Below are 18,645 nucleotides of genomic sequence, written 5' to 3'. Positions count from 1 at the left end.
GAAATCAAACATCTTCCGAACCCTGATCACCCGTTGCCAAGGGGGTCGGCGTCACAAAAAAACCTCTTTACATGACAGTCCCGTGACCCTACATCCCCCGCTTCCGGCGGACCCCGTAGGTCTAACGTTGCGCTGCTAACGCCGGTCTGGGTTTAACAATTACAGGGGTTTACGTGAATTGCGCACGTATCAGCTTCCCCTGGACCTGGTCCGCGAGCGGTCCCCTGAGCGTCCTGTCGCCCTCGTGCGGCCGCGCTCGGTTTCCGTAGCGGCGCGCTGGTTCCAGGATAATCTAAAAGCCGACGTCTTCTATGCAGTGAAGGCCAACCCTTCGCGCTGGGTCATCCAGGCCCTGAAGGACGCCGGCGTCAAAGGCTATGACGCGGCTTCGATCGCCGAGATCGAACTCGTGCGCTCGGTCGATCCCGACGCGCGCATCGCCTTCATGCACCCGGTGAAGAGCCGTTCGGCCATCACCAAGGCCTATTTCGACCACGGCGTCCGCACCTTCTCGCTCGACTGCGAAGACGAGCTGCAGAAGATCCTCGACGCCACCGGGGGGGCGACCGATCTGAACCTCCTGGTTCGGATGTCCGTCTCGGCCGACGGCGCGGCCTATTCCCTGTCGGGCAAGTTCGGCGTCTCGCCGGACCAGGCCCCGGCCCTGCTCCTGTCCGTGCGTCGCGCGGTGAAGGACGGGCTGATGGGCGTCTGCTTCCACGTCGGTTCGCAGTGCATGCGCCCGACCGCCTATCAGGCCGCCATGGCCCAGGTCGGTCGCGCCATCTCGCGCGCGGGCGTCATCGTGGACATCGTCGATGTCGGCGGCGGCTTCCCCTCGGTCTATCCGGGCATGGTCCCGCCGGACATGAGCGAATACGCCGACGCCATCCATCGCGGCTTCAACGAGATGCCCGTGTCGGAAACGACCGAGCTGTGGTGCGAGCCGGGCCGGGCCCTGGTCGCGGAGTCCTCGTCGGTCCTGTGCCGTGTGGACCTGCGCAAGGGCGACGCGCTTTATCTGAACGACGGCTCCTACGGCGCCCTGTTCGACGCGACCCACTCGCGCTGGCCCTTCCCGACCAAGCTGGTCCGGGACGGCGACAGCTCGGACGATCTGAAGGCGTTCCAGTTCTACGGACCGACCTGCGACTCGATCGACCACATGCCGGGTCCGTTCTGGCTGCCGGCCGACGTCAAGGAAGGCGACTTCATCGAGATCGGCATGCTGGGCGCCTATGGCGTCGCCATGTCGACCGGCTTCAACGGCTATGGCGAGCACGAGATCGCCGCGGTCGAGGACGCCCCGATGGCCTCCCTCTACGGCCTGGCCCCCCGCTCCATCCCCACCGTGCGCACCACGGCGGAAGAGCAGGCCAGAAAGGTCGTCCGTCTGAGCCGCCCCAAGGGCAAGGCCGGCCAGCGCAAGAAGGCGCGGCGCTAACTTCCGGGCGCTCGGATGGAAACATCCGGGTGCCTATGGCGGCGCTTCTTCAAGGGGACCGATCTGGCGCGCTTCAGCCATCGCCGCCAGATCGGCCGATGACGCGGCCAAGATTGGTGGACATCGAGAAGATGAGCGAAAAGCCCCAATGCTGGCCGTCTAGCTACACTGAGCAGCATCACGACAAAGAACAACAGGGCCGCGACCATCGCGATTTCGGTCGCCGCCAAGATGGATTCACCGACCTCGGCCCGGGCGGGTAGCAAACCGAACAACTGCCTGGGTTCCTCGGTCCGGTGAGGGTCCCTTCCAGGTCTCTGCCGCTCGAACCCCAGCGAAGAATTTTGAAGGTGCTTTCGACGCCTGGCTCGCCTTCGGCCTTTTCTCCGATCCAGTAGAACATCTGGCCTGCGCCGAAGACGCCGGTCATGCCGAGGACGACATTCAACAGCTGACCGCGTTTGGCCGCAGCGTTTTCGACCCTTCTCTGGGCCTCGGCAGCCCGATCGGCCAGATCCTTCTGGATTTGAGCGGTCTTGCGGCGTTCGTTGTCCTCTTGGCGTTTTTGTTGGCTGGCCAGATCACTTGCGTGGTCCTCCAGGCTTTTGATCGCCAGAACCAAAGCCGCGCTCTTCCGGCTGACGCCCCGCAGTTCTTCCAGCTTCTTGAACACGACGCGCTCGGTATCGTAGCGGAACGGGTTGGCGTGGCGGAAGCGATCGTAGCGGCTGAACTCGGCCAGCTTCGCCTGATTGATGGCGATCTCCGCCCGGCGAAGCCGTTCTTGCTCGGGGAAACTCCTCCATCTGTCCTTGTCGATCGGGGTGTCGGCCGTGACCGGGCTGTCTTTCTCGCCCAAGGGCTCCTGGCTCTCCAGCATTCTCATCGCGACAGTGTCGTCGGGCGCCTCGCCGTCCGTCAGAGCCTGGATCCGATCGATCCGTGTCATGGTCTTCTGCTCATGGTCACGAGCCAGGAACTCGTTGTGCAGGGCCGTGGCGTGGATCAGAAAGGCGTAGGGGCAGGCGCCGATGTAGTCGTTCCCCGTCTCCAGACTACGGCTCTTGCGCACATAGGTGATCATCGCCCGATGGTTGGCGTAGCGGACTGAAGAATCGTTCGTCGGTCTGCTCGGAGCTGTCGGGGTACAGCGGATCGGTGCTGTCCAGGATTTCCGAGGTGTCCTGGTTCATGAAATCGATGATGTTCTGGTTGAACCCGGCCAGGAAGAGATAGTCGAGACAGTCGGCTCGGTTCGTCTCGAAGGCCGGTATATGCGGCCGCACCGGGGCCGGAAGCAGACGATCGGCTTTGGAGCGTGAATGTTCCCGATCGTCGAGCGCGTGCGTTTGTTCGCAGAGGCCGGACCGCATCGCGGATACCAGCTCCGCTACCGCCTCTTTGTCCCTGTCTTCGGTCCACTCGGCGGTGACGCCGGGTTGGCCGCCGCCGTCCGTTTTGTCGGATTTCGATCTTGGTCGGGGCGGTCGAAGCTCGCCGGCCTTCAAGCCTTTCAGGTACTCCGGGCGCCGACAGACCCAATCCCAGTACTCGCGGTCCAGATTGACCACGGAGCGGCCCTCCTTCTCCGCATCCTTCATCAGGTCTTGCATCCGGGCCTCGTAAGGGGCGTAGCAGTCGTCCCTGACCATGGCCTTTCGCGGGATTGCATCCCCGCTCGCGGGATCGAAGGGCATCAACCGGTCGAAAAGCCGCCCGTCGTGCAGCATGAACATGAAGCGCGACTTGGGCGCCGTCAGTCCCGGCACCTCGATGAACGGCACCAGATCGATCAGACGCTTGGTGTAGTCGCCCCCGGCCACCACCTCTACTGACGCGCTTTTCTCCTTCGTCAGTTCCTTGCTCAATCGATCGAAAAGCTCTGCGGCGTCCTCCTCGAAGACCGCCTTTACGAAGGGCCAGAATCTCAACCCCTCCTTCTCGGATCGAAACGCGACCTTGATGTTGTCCAGGGGATCGATGCCGAGGTTGTCATCGAAAACCGTGCGGCCTGTTTTCAGATCGTCCGGCCTGAGAGCATATTCCTTCGGTGCCGCCAGCTTCTGCAACAGGGACAGAAAATAGTAGGTCGAGGGATCATACCCCGAGAGCCCCTTTTCCTCCCCTTTGTCGTAGCTTCCGTAGAAGTGGCTGAAACTCAGATGATAGCTGAGCGCGCCGTTGTTGTGCGCCATCCAGAACCGGCGCAGACGCACCTCTCTGTCATGCGCCAGATCCGTAGGTGTGGCTGCGAACTGAACGCCCTCGGTCGTCCAGGTCGTCGAAGCGGGCATCTTGAAGGTGAGAACTTCATGTTTGCGCACCTCCGCCCTGCCCTGACGGAGGTCCGACGTCGGCTCGTTCGTGGCGGCCAGCAGGAACTCCTTCACCACCCCCTGGCTTTCGCGGTCCGCGATATCGTTCATCAACGGATCGATGGCGCTGGCCAGGGCCAGCGAAGGCCAGTGGTTCTGCTGCATCCGCCGAAAGATTTCCGGGTCGATCCGCTCGCCGAGAGGTTTGCCGTCCGTGCGCTCCAGAGCCCCGACCACCTTGTCGGCCTCGATGTAGAGCGACAGCGTCCAGTAGATCGTCCCCGACCGAGCGTCCTCGTAGCCGCCCGCAGCCTGTTCCCGTTTTCCCCGTGTGACCTCGCTCACCTCGCCGCCTCCCTCGCCAGATCGCGGAAACTGTCGAAGCCGGCGGCGTCGCGGCTCGCCCTCAACCACTCCAGGGCCGGCTCCATCCGCAACAACGACACCGGCGCAGTCCGGTCGGCCAGGGCTGCAATCTGACGCGCGGCCTCGCCGCCGGGCGGTTCGGCCGCGCCCTTCAACACCGAGATGCCGAAGAAACTCTGCAGGTGGTCATGCAGCAGGGCCGCATCCACGGCCTCGCCCGGATAGTCGACGGCGGCGTAGATCAGACGGTCGTCCGGCTGTTGACCGGCCGAGAGGGCGGGTTGGACATAGGGGAAGTCGACGACCCGCGCCCCGACTCGCGCCCAGATAGCCAGGCGGTCGATCTGATCGAGGCCGGAGTGTTCCGTATCCGCCGCATACTCTTCGGCGGTCAGGCGCAAGGGGTCGTTCTGCTCGATGAAGATCGCTGGGGCGGGGGCGTCAGGCCCCAATCCCAGCACCGCCGGAGCTAGCGTCCGCACGGCCGTCAGGCACTGCCGCAACAGGCCGCGCCCGCGCGCCGCCTCCTCCACATAGACGTAGTTCAGCGCGACGGCCGGCCGCGCCGTCGAGCCTCGCCGATCAGGGTCGCGAGAAAGTTGACGCCCCCGAGCCGCTCGCCCGCTTCGTCCTCCAGCACCGCCACCTGTTCGGAGTGGGTGCGGCCGAAGGCATGGCGGTGGGTGCGGTTGAGGGCGAGGCAGGCCTGGAAGCCCTCCAGTTCCTCCCGCTCGTCCGGCAGGACGAAGGCGCGGTCGTAGCCTTCGAAGAAGCGGCCCAGCAGGGGCGAGGCCGGATCACCCGTGGAGCGCACCCGCACGCCGCCGGTCAGGACGAACCGTGTCCCTGTTCCATCCGTCTGAACGTCGATCGCCCCCATGCCCAAGGTCTGGCATGGGGGCGACGGGCTCGCAAGTTGGGCCGCCGCCGTTATTCGACGACAGCATGGCGCCTTCCGCGCCGGACGGCGTTTCCGTTCAGCGGGGCAAGTCACATGAGGATTTTCGGGTGACCCAGACACTAAAGCTCGTCGTCATCGCAGCCGGCGCCGGCCTTCTGGCCTCGGCGGCCACGGCGCAGACCCAGTCTCAGCTCAACGCGACAGCGGCCCGCGAACAGCAGGCCGCCGACCGGGCGCTCAACAGTCAGTACACCGCCACGATGAACCAGCTCTCGCCGAGCTCTCGCACGCTTTTGCGCAACGCCCAGCGGGCGTGGATCACCTTCCGCGATCAGCAGTGCCGATACGAATCCTCCGCCGTTCAGGGCGGCTCGGCCCAGCCGATGGTGCTGTCCGGCTGCATCGCCCGTCTGTCGAACGAACGCACCCGTGAGCTCCGCCGGCTGGGCCAGTGCGAGGAAGGCGACTTGGCCTGTCCGCGCTAGGCCCTACTCCCCGCTGACCTCGCGCACGGCCTTCATCAGGGCCTCGACCACGCGGGCGGTCTCGGCCTCGGACCAGTCGCCGGGCTTCATCACGATGGCCTGACGCAGGGTGTGCATGGCCTCGCGCACGATCTCGGGGGCCTGTTCGCCGGAGACCATCCGCGCCGCCAGCCGCATCCGCTGCATGACGCCGTCGACGGCCGCCCGGTTCTCGTCCAGCCAGGCCTTGCCCGCCTCGGTCAGAGAAAAGACGCGTTTGCCGCCGGCATCCTCCACGCCCGCGATCAGGCCTTCGTCGGCCAGCATGGACAGGGTCGGATAGACCACGCCCGGCGACGGCGCATAGGCTCCGCCGAACAGGGTCTCGATCGCCTTGATCAGGTCGTAGCCGTGGCGCGGCTCCTGTTCGATCAGGGCCAGGGCCACGATCCTCAGATCGCCCGGCCCGAACATGCGCCGGCCGGGGCCCCCGCGTCCGCCGAACATGCCCGGTCCGCCGAAGCGGCCGCGCCCGCCGTGACCGCGTCCTTCGCGACCCCGGCCTTCCGGCCCGCAATGACCGCCATGCCAACCGTGTCTGTGGTGTTTCATTCCAAACATTCGATGTTCCTTTTCATTCGTCATGTCGCAATGATATATCTCAAACTCGAACGCGCAAGTGGCGATATATCTTTTGTTGCGTTCTCAGGAACCGGGGCGCGTCGCAGGGCTTCTTCGCTGGTAACCCTGCCGGAGCCGAAATGACCGACGCCAAGCCAGAGACCCCCGAAGCCGTCGAGGCCGAGGACATGGGCGAACGCCCCGACCTGGGCCGCACGCCGGACGCCCTGATCGACGCCATGACCGGCACGGGCGTGGGTTCGGACACCCGTGCGGGCTCGCTGCAAGGCGGCGTGGCCACGGGCTCGGACGACGACCCGGATCAGGCGGCCGTGGATCGCGATCTGGCCGAACGCGGCAAGCGCGACAAGTCGTAGACGCCGCCGACGCCCGATTGCCTTGCTGCCGCCCCACCGATAGGCCACGGTGGAAAACGAACAGGTCTCAAGGACGTACCGGATGAAGCGTTTTCTGGCGGTGATCGCACTCGGGTGCGCGGCTGCCCTGCCCGCCGCTTGCGGGCCCGATGCCGACACCCCCGCCGCCGCCGAGACGCCCGCTCCGGTCGAGGCCGCCGCACCGGCCAGTACCGAGACGACGACGCCGACCGCTCCGGCCGCAGCCCCCGCCGCGACCGGCGGAGAGCCCGCCGCCGCCGGCGCTCCGGCCTTCGCCGTCCTCTATCCGGGCGCCACGCTGGACGCCCCGGCCGTGGTCGCCTCCAGCGCCACGGGGCCCGGAGGCCTCGCCACCTATACGACCGACGCCGATCCCGACGCCGTCATCGCCTTCCACCGCGGCAAGGCCGAGGCCGCCGGGCTGACGACCTCCATGGCCATGAACCAGGGCGACGCCCGCGCCTATGGCGCCACCAGCGCCGACGGCGACGCCAACCTCCAGGTCGTCGCCTCCGCCGTCGAGCCGGGCCGCACCTCGGTCCAGATCAGCTGGATCGCCGGACGGTGAGCCGCGCCGGCCTGATCCTCGCCGCCGCCTGCGCCTTCGCCCTTCCGGCCGCCGCCCAGCAGCCCCCCGACAGCTACCTCGACCACGACGCCATCCAGGCCCTGGCCGACGCCGTGCCGCCCGCCCCCGTCGCGGGCTCGGCCCAGGATCGGGCGGACGTCGAAGGCTCCGACCGTCTGCGCGCGCTGGAGAACACCGACCGCTGGAGGCTGGCGACACGTCATGCCGAGCTGCGCCCCTCGCTGGCCCTCGCCCATTTCGACTGCGCCCTGGGGTTCCGCATCACGGCCGAGGAGTCGCCCCGGCTGACCTCCATCCTCGAGCGCATCTTGCACGACGCCAATGAGGCGGCCGAACTCGCCAAGGCCCGCGCCCATCGCCCGCGCCCCGTCGGCGCCGATCCGGAACGCCAGGCCTGTCAGGTCGTCTCGGCCGCCGGACGCGCCAGCCCCTCCTACCCTTCAGGCAGCGCCACGGTCGGCGCGGCCTACGGCGAACTGATCGCCGCCCTCGTCCCCGACCACGCCGCCGAGGCGAGCCGCATCGGCCACGAGATCGGGGTCAGCCGTATGGTCTGCGCCATGCACTATCCGTCCGACGTCGCCGAGGGCGAAACCCTGGGCAAGGCCGCCTTCCAGCGGATCGCGGCCACCGAGGCCTTCCAGGCGGACGCCCTCGTCGCCCGCGAGGAAATCGCCCGCGCCCGCGCGGCCGGCCTGACCAGCCCCGCCTGCGCCGCCGAGCGCGCCGCCCTGGCCACGCCCCTGCCCTGACATGGTCGCCGCCGGGCTGATCCTTGCCCTTCTGGCCCCGGCGCCGGTCACCGCCCGTCCCTGTACGGCCGAGGAGGTCGCGACCCTGACCGCTCCGGCGACGGCGAGCACGCCCGCCTTCCGCTTGACCTGTTTCGCCAGCCTGCCCGCCGGCCGTGCAATCACCCGGCGCGTCCTGTTCGAGGGCGCCGAGGCCTCGGGCGCCGGGATCGACTGCAGCGGAGGCTCCATCGGACGGCCCGGCGAGGCCAGCAACACCCGTGCGCCCACCGTCGCCGTCTGGTCCAGGCGCGAGGGCGCAGACTGGAGCGTGCCGCGCGACGTTCGCCTCACCCGCTGCACCATCCATGGGAACCTGCGGGTCTGGGGACTGGGGCTAAACGACATCGACGGCCTCCGGGCCTCGTCGCGCACCGCCGACCACACCCGCACGGTTCAGGCCTCGGCCCCGACCGGCCTGACGCTGGACGATGTGACCTTCGTCGCGACGGGATCCATTCCTCTCTATGTCGGGCCGGGCGTCACGGGCTTGCGGATGACGGGCGGCGGGTTTCGCGGGACCTCCGTCTCGACCGCCGTCTATCTGGATGCGGAGAGCGCCGACACGACGATCCGACGCGTCGCCTTCGACATTCGCACCGGCCGGGAACAGATCGCCGTCGACGGCTCGGCCCGCAACCGGATCGAGGCCAACCGCTTCCAGCTGCGCGGGCAGGGCGGGGTCTTCCTCTATCGCAACTGCGGCGAGGACGGGGTGATCCGCCATCAGACGCCGTCGGACAACGTCATCGCCGACAACCGTTTCCAGGGCGCGGCCTGGCTATTCCCCCGCCCGGTCGTCGTCGGTTCGCGCGAGGGTCGCCGCCGCTATTGCGGCGACGACGCCGGGTATCCCTTCGGGTCCAGCATCGACAATGGCGACCACGCCACGGGCAACGCCGTGCGCGGCAACACTGTCCGTTATCGCTGGCTGCCCGCCTGGCTTCAGGCCGGACGGGGCGACGATAGGGCGCCGTAGAGCTCGGGCCTGCGATCGCGGAAGAAGCCCCAGGCGGCGCGATACTGGGCGATGTGGTCCAGGTCGAAGGTATGGACCAGGACGCCCTCCTCATCCCCGTCGAACCGCTCGACCAGATCGCCGCGATGATCCGAGATGAAGGAATGGCCGTAAAAGGTCTGACCTGCCTCCGTCACCCGCTCATGCCCGATCCGGTTCGCGCCGACGACCGGGATGGCGTTGGACACGGCGTGCCCCTGCATGGCCCGGCGCCACGGCTCGGCTGTATGCAGATCGGCGTCCTGCGGCTCGGTGCCGATGGCGGTCGGATAGAACAGGACCTCGGCGCCCTGCAGCGCCATGGCGCGTGCGGCCTCCGGGAACCACTGGTCCCAGCAGATGCCGACGCCGATGCGGCCAAAGCGAGTGTCCCAGACCTTGAAGCCCGTATCGCCGGGCCGGAAATAGTATTTTTCCTGATAGCCGGGGCCGTCCGGGATGTGGCTCTTGCGATAGACGCCCAGCGGCGATCCGTCGGCGTCCAACATCACGACCGAGTTGAAATAGTGCGGCCCCTCGCGCTCGTAGATCGAGACGGGAATGGCGACGCCCAGGTCCTTAGCCACCTCGGCCATGGCGATCACGGCCGGATGCTCGCGCCAGGGATGGGCCGTGGCGAACCAGTGCTCTTCCTGGGTCACGCAGAAATACGGCCCCTGGAACAGCTCGGACGGCAGGATGACCTGCGCCCCCTGCGACGCCGCCTCACGGACCAGATCGGCCGTCTTTTTGATGTTGGCGTCCGTATCCTCGCCGTAGGAGGTCTGGAGACCGGCGACAGAGATCGTGCGGGTCATCAGGCGGGCTCCTGCTGGGAGATGCAGTGGAAGGATCCGCCGCCGGTCAGGACGGCGTTGGACGGCAGAAGAATGATCTCTCGATCCGGGAAGACCGAGGCCAAGGCCTCCTGCGCCAGCTTGCCGGCGGCCTCATTGCCATAAGTCGGCACAACCACGGCGCCGTTGGCGATCAGGAAGTTCATGTGGCTGGCCGGGATCGGCTCGCCGTCCTCGTCCAGCAGCAGACCCGGCGACGGGATCCGCACCACCTTGAACCCGGCCGCGGCCAGATCGCGGGCGCAGGCGTCGTAGATCTCCGCGTTCGGATCGTCGGTTCCGAAGGCGATCGGACAGGCCGCCACGCCGGGCGCAACGAACCGCGCCAGATTGTCGACATGGCCGTCGGTGTGGTCGTTCTTGAGGCCGTCGCCCAGCCAGACGATGCGCGTCGCGCCCAGCGCCTCGCCCAGCACCGCCTGCGCCGTCTCTTCGGTCCAGCCCGTGTTGCGGTTGGGGTTCAACAGGCACTGGCGGGTGGTCAGGATCACGCCCTCGCCGTCATGGTCCAGCGATCCGCCCTCCATGACCGCGTCGACGCGGGTCAGGGGCGTGCCCGACCGCTCGCCGATCTGGTCGGCGACCGTCTCGTCGCCGTCCATCACATATTTCCCACCCCAGCCGTTGAAGCGGAAGGCGGCGGCCGTCCCGGACCCCGCGCCGAAGATCGGGCCCGTATCCCTCAGCCAGACGTCGCCGAACGTCCCGGCCACGACCTCGACGTTCTCCACGCCCGCGAATCGCGCCTGGGCACCGGCCAGTTCGGCCTCGCTTCCGACCATCAGCCGCACCCGTTCAAGGCCCGGCCCGGCCAGGGCGCGAACCAGTTCCTCGATCTCGTCCTGGGCGGCCCGCATGAGCGTCTCGCCGGCCCACGGCTCCTCATGGCTCGGCCAGCCGACCCACATGGCCCGGTGCGGCGCCCATTCGGCGGGGATCGGCGACATGGCCATGGATCGAGCACTTCCTTCGAGAACGGCGGGGACCGCGCCAGATAGCGACCCCCTCCAGCCACTTCAATGCCACGGGCGTGCGTCAGGTTCGGGACAAAGAAAAAGGGCGGCCCCGCGAAGGGCCGCCCTCATCCATTTCAGCCTGGAACCAGGTCTTAGAATTTGGTGCCCAGGGTCAGCATCATCGTGCGCGGAGCGCCGATGGCACCGGTGCGCGCCTGACCCGTGCGGTTCACGACGCCCGCACCCGGATCCACGTCGATGGTGGTCGCGTTGTTACCGGTCGAGATGTTGCCCAGGTACTCTTCGTCCAGCAGGTTCGTGACGTTGAACTGGACGTAGGCGTCGCGGATGCCGAAGACGTTGGTCAGGTCGTAGCGGCTGTCGAAGTCGACGACCGTGTAGGACGGGAAGACTTCGTCGTTGACGTCCGTCGAGAAGCGGTCGTCGACGTACTTGCCTTGCAGGCCGACCGACCAGGCGTTGGTGACTTGCCACTGGCCGCGCATGCTGAAGGTCCACTCCGGGGTCTCGACGATCGTCTTGCCCTTGGTCGGCAGGAAGGTCGTGGCCGAGAGAGCCAGGTCGTCCTGAACTTCGGAGTCGTTGTACGAGGCCGAGGCATAGAGCGAGAAGTTGTCCGCCACCAGCCACTCGACCGAGCCGTCGAAGCCCTGCTGCTTCACTTTGCCCAGGTTACGGTCGACCGAGAAGTTGAAGGTCGGCGAGTTCGGGTCGTTGTCGAAGGAGGACACGATGCGGTTGTCGTAGCTGACGTACCACACGGCGGCCGAGGCGATGATCCGCGACGAGGTGTAGCGGTAGCCCAGGTCGTAGGAGTCGGTCGTTTCCGGCTGAACCGTCGAGAAGTCCAGGCCGCCCGCGGCGTTGCGGAAGGGCTGGTACAGGTTGTCCGTACGCGGCACCGAGATGCCTTGGGCGAACGAGGCGTAGACCGAGTGGTTTTCCAGGAAGCGGTAGCTGGCGCCGATGTTCGGCAGAACCGCATCGTACTTCAGCTGCTGGGTGTAGGGACGGATGAACTGCGTCGTGCCGGTCGAGGCGAAGGTCACGTTGCCGTTGGCCAGGGTCGAGGCGACGGCCTCGGTGGTGCAGCGGACGTTCGACGAAGCCGACTGCGAGAAGCAGTACTGGTTCAGGTTACGCGTGAAGAACGGAGCCCGGACGCCCAGGGTGATCGACAGGGCGTCGTTGAAGAACTGACCGCGATATTCGGCCGAGACCTGGTTCAGGATGGCTTCCGAGAAACGGTCGCGCGAGCGGAAGTAGGAGCCGTCGCGGCCGAGGACGCGCAAGTCTTCGTTGCCCCAGGTGTTTTCACCGGCGAACACTTCCGGCACCGAGCCGTCGGCGTTGTAGCGGGTGGCTTCACCCGTCTGACGGTGACGGCCGTAGTCGTTGGTGTACGAGATACGGATGCGGTGGTCGTCGTTGATGTCCCACAGCAGCGAGGAGATCACGCCGTAGCGACGGGTGTTGGTGTTCGACGGGGTGTAGAGAGCGACGTTGTCGCAGGTGTCGCCGTCGCCGTTCAGGTCCACGCCGGAGTTCAGGATGGCGGCGGCGCCGCACTGGGCGGCCGTCGTCACCGTGGCGTTGTTGGTCGTGTTCTGGTCCAGACGGTCGTCACGCTCGTTGACCAGGGTGAAGCCGCCGCCATTGGCGATGGTGTACTGGAACGAGGGGTCGATCGTGATGCGGATGTTGTCCGTCAGGCCGTAGCTGAACTGGCCGCGGATGTTGCCCGTGTTCGACGGGTTGATCCGGGTGCGGCTGTCGTTGGAGCAGCTCGTGTTGTTCAGCGTGCCGCCGAAGTAGGTGATGGCGGTCGACTGGTTCTGTTCGTTCTGAACCGTGCCGGCGACGGGCAGCGGACGGAAGCAGGCGATGTCGTTCTCGGGGCGCAGGCCGGCGTTGAACGTCGCGAGCGAGTTCGAGTTGTTGTAGAAGGCGTTGCGGTTCTCGTTCCAGTGGAAGGCCAGGCTGGCGAAGTCGCCGTCACCCAGGTCCTGGAAGATACGGGCGTTGTACTGCTTCTTCTCGAGCGAGCCCGGGCCCTTGAACTTGTCGTAGTCGGTGTACGAACCGGCGATATAGGCGCGCGTGCCCCACGGACCGAAGGCGCCCGTGTCGAAGCGGCCGAAGACGCGGCCGTAGTTGAAGCTGCCGATCGACGAGTTGATCTGGGCGCCCATGTGCTCCAGCGGACGCGAGGTCGTGTAGGAGATGGTGCCGCCGTTGGCCGCGGCCGTCGGGCTGTCGACGTCGGTCGAACCCTGGTTGACCGAGGCGCGCTCGATCAGTTCGGCGTCCATCTGCTGGTTCGAGTAGGCGGCGTAGTTGCCGGTGTCGTTCAGCGGCAGACCGTCGAAGGTCAGCGAGACGCGGTTGCCGTCGAAGCCGCGCAGACGGATGTTGCCGCCCGAGTTGCCGTAGGGGTCGGAGTTGGTGAAGTTCAGGCCCGGAACATTGTTCAGGATCTGGATGACCGTCTGACCGGCCTGCTGGCGGCTGATGTATTCCTGGGTGACGGTCGAACGGGTCTTGTCGACGGTCTGGGCGACGGTGGCGCCGGAGATGGAGCGCGGACCGCGCTGGCCGGTCACGACGACGGTGTCGACGACGGTGCCTTCGGCGGCGTCCGTGCCCGACGACTGGGCCGAGGCGGCGCCGGCGACGAGAATGCCGCCGACGAGGGCGGTGGTCGCCCAGAGCGCACGAGTGCGAGAGTTCATTTGGTATCCCCTGATGGAGCGGCTTTAAAGGCCAGCGCGAGAGAATGCGGCCGAAGAGTGCCGCAAACGTCGAAATCTCGCTCCCTCTAGGGCCAGTCTCGGAACGCTGGACGACAGTGGTGTGACAGTCGCGTGACAGCGGTCGGTGGTGACCCAAGCGCCACACCTTGGGAATCCCGAAAGACTCAGCCGCCCCAGACGGCCCGCAACCGCGCCGCCCGGCCGCAGAAACGACTGTATCCCGCATACCGCACCGGGTTCAGGCGGGCGAAGTCCTGATGATAGGCCTCCGCCGGCCAGAAACGGGCCGCGGCCCTGACCGGGGTGACGAATCTTCTCGCACCGATGACGGCCGCCGCCTGGGCGCGCGAGGCCTCGGCGATCGGCCGTTGGGCGGCCGTGGCGAAGACCGCCGTCGCATAGGACGGCCCCTGATCGCAGAACTGGCCGTTGGGATCGGTGGGGTCGATGGTGCGCCAGAATCGGTCGACCAGCTGGCGATAGCTGATGCGGGCCGGGTCGTAGGTGACCTGGACCGCCTCGACGTGACCCGTGCCGCCGCGCACGACCTGTTCGTAGGTCGGATTGGCCACGGTCCCGCCGGCGAAGCCCGAGACCGCCGCGACCACGCCGGGCATGTGTTCGAAATTGGATTCGACGGACCAGAAGCATCCGCCGGCGAACACCGCCGTCTCTCGCCGCCCGCTGTCCGGCCCGCTCTGGGGCACGGGCGCGCCGGAAGCGGGCTCGCCGGGAGAGCAGGCGGCGATGCCGATGGCGACGAGGACGGCCAGGCGGGACAGGATGGACATGGGCGGCTCCCGCGAGCGCCCGATGACCGGGCGCCTCTGTCCCTCAGCTACGTTGGAGCGCGGCGTCCGGATACAAGACGCCCGCGATTTGCCGGTTCGGCCGCCTTGGCCGGATTCGCGGCCGGCCGTTTGCGGCATTGGCCGGTCAGGCCTTCGGATTTTTGCGGTTCGGCCGTGCGGTCTTTACGGTGTTTCAGCGGGCCGCGGCGAAGCGTCGTGCGAGGGCGCGCGCGGTGTGCTTGCGGGCGCGGGGCTCGTGGTAGTTGCCGTTGACCTGGGTCCGGTTGATGACGTGGGCCTTGAAGCGGAGGAAGAGGTCGTCCTCGGGCGGCAGGGGGTTGGCCCAAAAGCCGTCGATGGGCTGCTGGTCGGTCAGGCCGGCGATGTCGAAGAAGGCCTCGCCCAGCACCTTGACCGGGGTGGAGAAGCCCAGAGCCGACAGGGCGGCCGAGGAGTTGTTGACGACCATGCCCGACGAGGCGCGGCAGAGCGCCGCCAGATTGCCGCCGTCGATGAAGTCGACCCGGTCGGCGATGCCGCGCTCGACCGCCAGGACGTGGGTCATGCGGGCCAGGTCGACCAGACCCGGATCCAGCGGGTGATTCTTGATCACCAGCCGGGCCTCGGCCGGGGCGTTCCGCGCGAACGAGGTCAGGACCTCGGCGAGGAAGGCCGTGTTGTCGGCGTAGTGGCTGTAGCGCAGCAGCTGGGCGTCGCCCTCGCGCTGCAGGCAGGCCAGGAAGAAGGGGCCCCGCGCGCGAAGAACCTGCGCGTCCGATTCGGACTTGGAGCGGAAGGTCAGCGACAGATAGCGCCGCACATGACCCACGAACTGCAGCCAGGGCGACTGGGTGTAGGGATAGACGTAGCGGCGGAACACCAGCCGGCCGAACGGCTGCATGGCGTGGTAGAGGCTGATGTTGATGACGTGGTGGGGCAGGATCTTGCCCACCGCCCGCGTCGGCAGCATTTCCGGGATGGGCGGATCGTAGGATTTCCGGTCGCGCGGCAGGCCGGACGAGGCGTTGACCCCGTTCTCTTCGACCGTGATCCAGTCGGGGCGGAAATAGCCGTTCTCCAGCACCCAGACGCGCACGGGATGGACGCGATCGGCTTCCAGCGCCGCGGCGGCCTTCAGCTTCTTGGCCTGGGACAGGACGCCCTGATTGTAGGGGCCGCCTTCGCCGAAGACGATCAGGTCGGTCAGGCCCTGGTCCTGGACCAGTTTGGCCAGGCGGGCCGGCCAGCGACGGACGTCGCCCGTGTAGGGTACGGCGCCCGAACGGCGCCAGTAGGCGGCGTCGCCGGCGTTGAAGAGCATGCGCGCCACCGAGGCGCCCTCCGCCGAGAGCTGCTCGGCCAGGGCGCGGCCGAACGGGCCGAAGGGGGCGGTGACGATCAGGAAACGGCGGCCGGCCAACGACTGGCCTGGCGCGAATCGGCCCGTCGGGGCGGTCGGCGTCAGGGTCGACGACGGCGTCTGGCGCGCGCGCGCGCCCTCGGTCGGCCCGAGACCGACACGGGCGGCGTCGCCGGAGGCGTGCGTCGAGGTGATGTGGGCGTCCGCCATGCTCAGGACCGGCTCACACAAAGTCTTTCGGACGAGGAGAAACGCTGGAGCCGCCGACGCTGGACCGGGCTTCACGACCTTCCCCCCATGCGGGGTGGTTTGGGTCGAAGGCCGGACGGGTTTGTCGGAACTCTGACATGGGCGCCTTTGTCGCCGCCCCGGTCTCGCGGATCAACTGACTTGTCCAAAAAAGCGAGTGGCGCATCCGAAATTTCACGAACTCTTCCAGCGACATCGGGCCGATTCCGCGTCCTCTGCGCCCCAACTGTGGGCTTCAAAAGGCCGTGGCGCGGGCCGTGGCGATAAAGCGAGACTTTCGGGCAACGCCGCCCAGAAACGCGAAACCGCCGGTCTCCTGAAGGGGAGAACCGGCGGCTCAACATACGGCGATCGGCCGGAGAGGAATCGTCCTCGGGAAGGTCGCCCTTCCAAAGCATCGACGACGCCCCCCGACGTCTTCTGTTTCGTTGGCTCGTGTCCCGATCTCCTTTTGGGGAGATCGGGACCGTTTTCCAGACGTCTTAGAAGTTGATGCCGATGGTGGCGCGACGGTTCAGAGGCTCGCGAACGCCGTCGGCGGTCGGGCGGGCCAGGGCGGTTTCACCCTTGCCGTCCAGGGCGATGACGCCGCCGGCGACGCCTTGAGCGACCAGGGCGTCAGCCACGGTGCGCGCACGGCGGTTCGACAGGCCCACGTTGTAGGCGGCCGAGCCGGAGGTGTCGGCGTGACCGACGACCAGGACGCGGGTCGGACGACCCGTCTTGGCGTAGTTGGCCGCCTGGGTCACCACCGAGCGGGCTTCGGCCGTCAGGTCCGAGCGATCCCAGTCGAAGTAGACCACGAACTCACGCGCGACCGGAGCCGGCGGAGGCGGCGGCGGGGGCGGAGGAGGCGGCGGGGGCGGAGGAGGCGGCGGCGGCGGGGGCGGGGGCGGCGGCGGGGGCGGGGCGGTTTCGCCGCCGAACGCGTAGCGCAGACCCAGGGTCACCGTGTGGCTCTGGTCGTAGTCGCCGCCGAACGTGCCGTAGTTGTTCACCGGCAGGGCCGAGTTCGTGAAGGTCGCGAACTCCATGTCGCCCGTCAGGTAACGGTACGTCAGGTCGATGTTCGTACGATCGCCGACGGCGTAGCTCAGACCGGCCAGGGCCTGGGCGGCGAACTTGGTCGAGGTGTCGTCAGCCGCGATCGCGACGGTGCGCTGGCCGCGGATGGTGCCCACGAAGTCGGTGTTGACGCGATTGACGCCGACGCCCAGGCCGACGAACGGACGAATGCCCCAGTACTCGCCGCCGATGTCATAGATGACATTGGCCATGAGGGTGGTGGATTCGATGTCGCCTTCCGGCGAGTGGCAGGGGCCGACGGCCGGCGAGACGTTGCAGACGCCCGACGGAACCGAGCCCGTCGAGTGACGGATGCGGCCGATGTCGCCCGAGCGGTAGCCGCCCTCGAGCTCGACGCGCCAGTTCGGGTTGAAGCGATAGCCCAGACGCGCGAACGCGGCCCAGCCGTCGTTCATCTCCGCCTTCCAGTTCACGCCGTTGCCCGACGCTTCCAGATTGATGTCGTCGATAACGTGATAGCCGGCGTCGATCGCGCCGTACCAGCCGTCCGGCTCAGCCGAAGCAGCGCCAGCGGCGAAAAGCCCCGCGGCTGCGACGCTGGCGAGAAGTTTCAGCTTCATGTCAGTCCTCATATTCGTTGAATGCCCAAAGGCCACGCTTACACGCGACGCTCACCGGGCCGAACGGCAGAGTTGGCCCAGAGTTCCTTATTTCGGTTCGCAATACGGCGACTGTGGCGCCGTTTCAACATATATCCCCCTCTTGGCGAACCCGTTTGGCCTGTTATCAGGGTGAACAACGATAAGGGAGGCCTCTCATGGCGATGCGATTCGACGGCAAGGTGGCGATCGTCACGGGCGCGGGCGGAGGTCTCGGTCGAGAACACGCCCTGGCGCTCGCGGCGCGCGGAGCGAAGGTGGTGGTCAACGACCTGGGCGGCGCCCGCGACGGCTCGGGCTCTTCGGCCAGCGCGGCCCAGGCCGTGGTCGCCGAGATCGAGGCCCTGGGCGGCGAGGCCATCGCCAACGGCGCCTCGGTGACCGACTTCGAGGCCGTCAAGGCGATGGTGGCCGAGGCGACCGCCAAGTGGGGCTCGGTCGATATTCTGGTGAACAACGCAGGCGTCCTGCGCGACAAGTCCTTCGCCAAGATGGAGATCGCGGACTTCCAGTTCGTGATGGACGTCCATCTGATGGGCGCCGTGAACTGCACCAAGGCCGTCTGGGACGGGATGCGGGAGCGGAACTACGGCCGGATCGTGATGACGACCTCGTCGTCGGGCCTCTACGGAAACTTCGGCCAGGCCAACTACGGCGCGGCCAAGATGGCCCTGGTCGGCTTCATGCAGACCCTGTCGATCGAGGGCGCGAAGAACGACATCCGGGTCAACTGCCTGGCCCCCACCGCCCACACCCGCATGACCGAGGATCTGGGCGCCGCCCTGCCGCTGGAGGCCCTGGGGCCGGAGCTGGTGACGCCGGGCCTGCTCTATCTGGTCAGCCAGGACGCGCCGACGCGCTGCATCCTTGGCGCCGGCGCCGGCGGGTTCGAGCGCGCCTATGTGACCCTGACCCAAGGGGTTCGCATCGTCGGCGAGGACGCCCCGGAACAGGTGGCCGCGCAGTTCGAAGCTATCTCGGACCGCACCGGCGAGATCGTGCCGGAGATGGGCGCGGCCCAGGGCATGATCGAACTGACGAAGGCGCAAAAAGCACACGCCTGACCGTCCGCGCCGCGTCGGGCGCT

18 protein-coding genes are annotated in these 18,645 nt (G+C 67.4%); 7 read left to right on the top strand and 11 right to left on the bottom strand.

The window, feature by feature from the left end:
* Nucleotides 1–178 precede the first annotated feature (178 nt).
* Complete coding sequence (locus ACETK8_RS04255; protein ID WP_374038274.1) at nt 179–1,444, top strand: type III PLP-dependent enzyme; 1,266 nt, start codon at nt 179–181, stop codon at nt 1,442–1,444.
* A 178-nt stretch (nt 1,445–1,622) separates the two neighbouring features.
* On the opposite strand, the gene ACETK8_RS04250 is transcribed toward ACETK8_RS04255, so the two are convergent.
* The 4 genes from ACETK8_RS04250 to ACETK8_RS04235 are packed head-to-tail and all read right to left on the bottom strand — an operon-like array spanning nt 1,623 to nt 5,005.
* On the bottom strand, nt 1,623–2,528 hold the full coding sequence (locus ACETK8_RS04250) for a hypothetical protein (protein ID WP_374038273.1): 906 nt from the start codon (nt 2,526–2,528) through the stop codon (nt 1,623–1,625).
* Nucleotides 2,500–4,104, bottom strand: a complete 1,605-nt coding sequence (locus ACETK8_RS04245; RefSeq protein WP_374038272.1) for a hypothetical protein — start codon at nt 4,102–4,104, stop codon at nt 2,500–2,502. Before ACETK8_RS04245 ends, ACETK8_RS04250 begins: the two co-directional genes overlap by 29 nt.
* Complete coding sequence (locus tag ACETK8_RS04240) at nt 4,101–4,628, bottom strand: hypothetical protein (protein WP_374038271.1); 528 nt, start codon at nt 4,626–4,628, stop codon at nt 4,101–4,103. The genes ACETK8_RS04245 and ACETK8_RS04240 overlap by 4 nt, the downstream gene beginning before the upstream one ends.
* 41 nt (nt 4,629–4,669) lie before the next feature.
* Complete coding sequence (locus tag ACETK8_RS04235; protein WP_374038270.1) at nt 4,670–5,005, bottom strand: hypothetical protein; 336 nt, start codon at nt 5,003–5,005, stop codon at nt 4,670–4,672.
* A 128-nt stretch (nt 5,006–5,133) separates the two neighbouring features.
* Between ACETK8_RS04235 and ACETK8_RS04230 the strand changes: the two genes are divergently transcribed.
* Nucleotides 5,134–5,511, top strand: coding sequence for a lysozyme inhibitor LprI family protein (locus ACETK8_RS04230; protein ID WP_374038269.1), 378 nt, complete (start codon nt 5,134–5,136; stop codon nt 5,509–5,511).
* A gap of 3 nt (nt 5,512–5,514) precedes the next feature.
* Here the strand turns inward: ACETK8_RS04230 and ACETK8_RS04225 are convergent, their stop codons facing one another.
* Nucleotides 5,515–6,102 carry a PadR family transcriptional regulator gene (locus tag ACETK8_RS04225; protein ID WP_374038268.1) on the bottom strand — a complete coding sequence of 196 codons (588 nt, stop codon included), beginning with the start codon at nt 6,100–6,102 and terminating at the stop codon, nt 5,515–5,517.
* A gap of 149 nt (nt 6,103–6,251) precedes the next feature.
* Between ACETK8_RS04225 and ACETK8_RS04220 the strand changes: the two genes are divergently transcribed.
* The 4 genes from ACETK8_RS04220 (at nt 6,252) to ACETK8_RS04205 (ending at nt 8,868) form a co-directional block, all read left to right on the top strand.
* A complete protein-coding gene (locus ACETK8_RS04220; RefSeq protein WP_374038267.1) occupies nt 6,252–6,488 on the top strand; it encodes a ribonuclease in 237 nt (78 codons plus the stop codon).
* Nucleotides 6,489–6,570: 82 nt separating this feature from the next.
* The gene (locus tag ACETK8_RS04215) at nt 6,571–7,077 is read left to right on the top strand and encodes a hypothetical protein (RefSeq protein WP_374038266.1); all 507 of its coding nucleotides are present in this window, start codon (nt 6,571–6,573) and stop codon (nt 7,075–7,077) included.
* The gene (locus ACETK8_RS04210) at nt 7,074–7,850 is read left to right on the top strand and encodes a phosphatase PAP2 family protein (RefSeq protein WP_374038265.1); all 777 of its coding nucleotides are present in this window, start codon (nt 7,074–7,076) and stop codon (nt 7,848–7,850) included. Before ACETK8_RS04215 ends, ACETK8_RS04210 begins: the two co-directional genes overlap by 4 nt.
* Nucleotide 7,851: 1 nt before the next feature.
* Complete coding sequence (locus ACETK8_RS04205) at nt 7,852–8,868, top strand: right-handed parallel beta-helix repeat-containing protein (RefSeq protein ID WP_374038264.1); 1,017 nt, start codon at nt 7,852–7,854, stop codon at nt 8,866–8,868.
* Here the strand turns inward: ACETK8_RS04205 and aguB are convergent.
* The 6 genes from aguB to ACETK8_RS04175 form a co-directional block, all read right to left on the bottom strand.
* Nucleotides 8,835–9,704, bottom strand: coding sequence for an N-carbamoylputrescine amidase (gene aguB, locus ACETK8_RS04200; protein WP_374038263.1), 870 nt, complete (start codon nt 9,702–9,704; stop codon nt 8,835–8,837). The genes ACETK8_RS04205 and aguB overlap by 34 nt on opposite strands.
* A complete protein-coding gene (locus ACETK8_RS04195; protein ID WP_374039345.1) occupies nt 9,704–10,690 on the bottom strand; it encodes an agmatine deiminase family protein in 987 nt (328 codons plus the stop codon). Before ACETK8_RS04195 ends, aguB begins: the two co-directional genes overlap by 1 nt.
* Nucleotides 10,691–10,851: 161 nt before the next feature.
* Nucleotides 10,852–13,452 (bottom strand): TonB-dependent receptor, encoded by a 2,601-nt coding sequence (locus ACETK8_RS04190; protein ID WP_374038262.1) that lies wholly within the window; start codon nt 13,450–13,452, stop codon nt 10,852–10,854.
* A 185-nt stretch (nt 13,453–13,637) separates the two neighbouring features.
* A complete protein-coding gene (gene msrA / locus ACETK8_RS04185; protein ID WP_374039344.1) occupies nt 13,638–14,255 on the bottom strand; it encodes a peptide-methionine (S)-S-oxide reductase MsrA in 618 nt (205 codons plus the stop codon).
* Between the two features lie 202 nt (nt 14,256–14,457).
* Nucleotides 14,458–15,834, bottom strand: coding sequence for a capsular biosynthesis protein (locus ACETK8_RS04180; protein WP_374038261.1), 1,377 nt, complete (start codon nt 15,832–15,834; stop codon nt 14,458–14,460).
* A gap of 521 nt (nt 15,835–16,355) precedes the next feature.
* The gene (locus ACETK8_RS04175; protein WP_374038260.1) at nt 16,356–17,519 is read right to left on the bottom strand and encodes an OmpA family protein; all 1,164 of its coding nucleotides are present in this window, start codon (nt 17,517–17,519) and stop codon (nt 16,356–16,358) included.
* Between the two features lie 197 nt (nt 17,520–17,716).
* Between ACETK8_RS04175 and ACETK8_RS04170 the strand changes: the two genes are divergently transcribed.
* On the top strand, nt 17,717–18,622 hold the full coding sequence (locus tag ACETK8_RS04170; protein WP_374038259.1) for an SDR family NAD(P)-dependent oxidoreductase: 906 nt from the start codon (nt 17,717–17,719) through the stop codon (nt 18,620–18,622).
* Nucleotides 18,623–18,645 lie beyond the last annotated feature (23 nt).

This window comes from Brevundimonas staleyi (assembly GCF_041893865.1).
GTDB classification, from domain to species: Bacteria; Pseudomonadota; Alphaproteobacteria; order Caulobacterales; family Caulobacteraceae; genus Brevundimonas; species Brevundimonas staleyi.
This window is presented reverse-complemented; position numbering and strand designations above follow the sequence as displayed.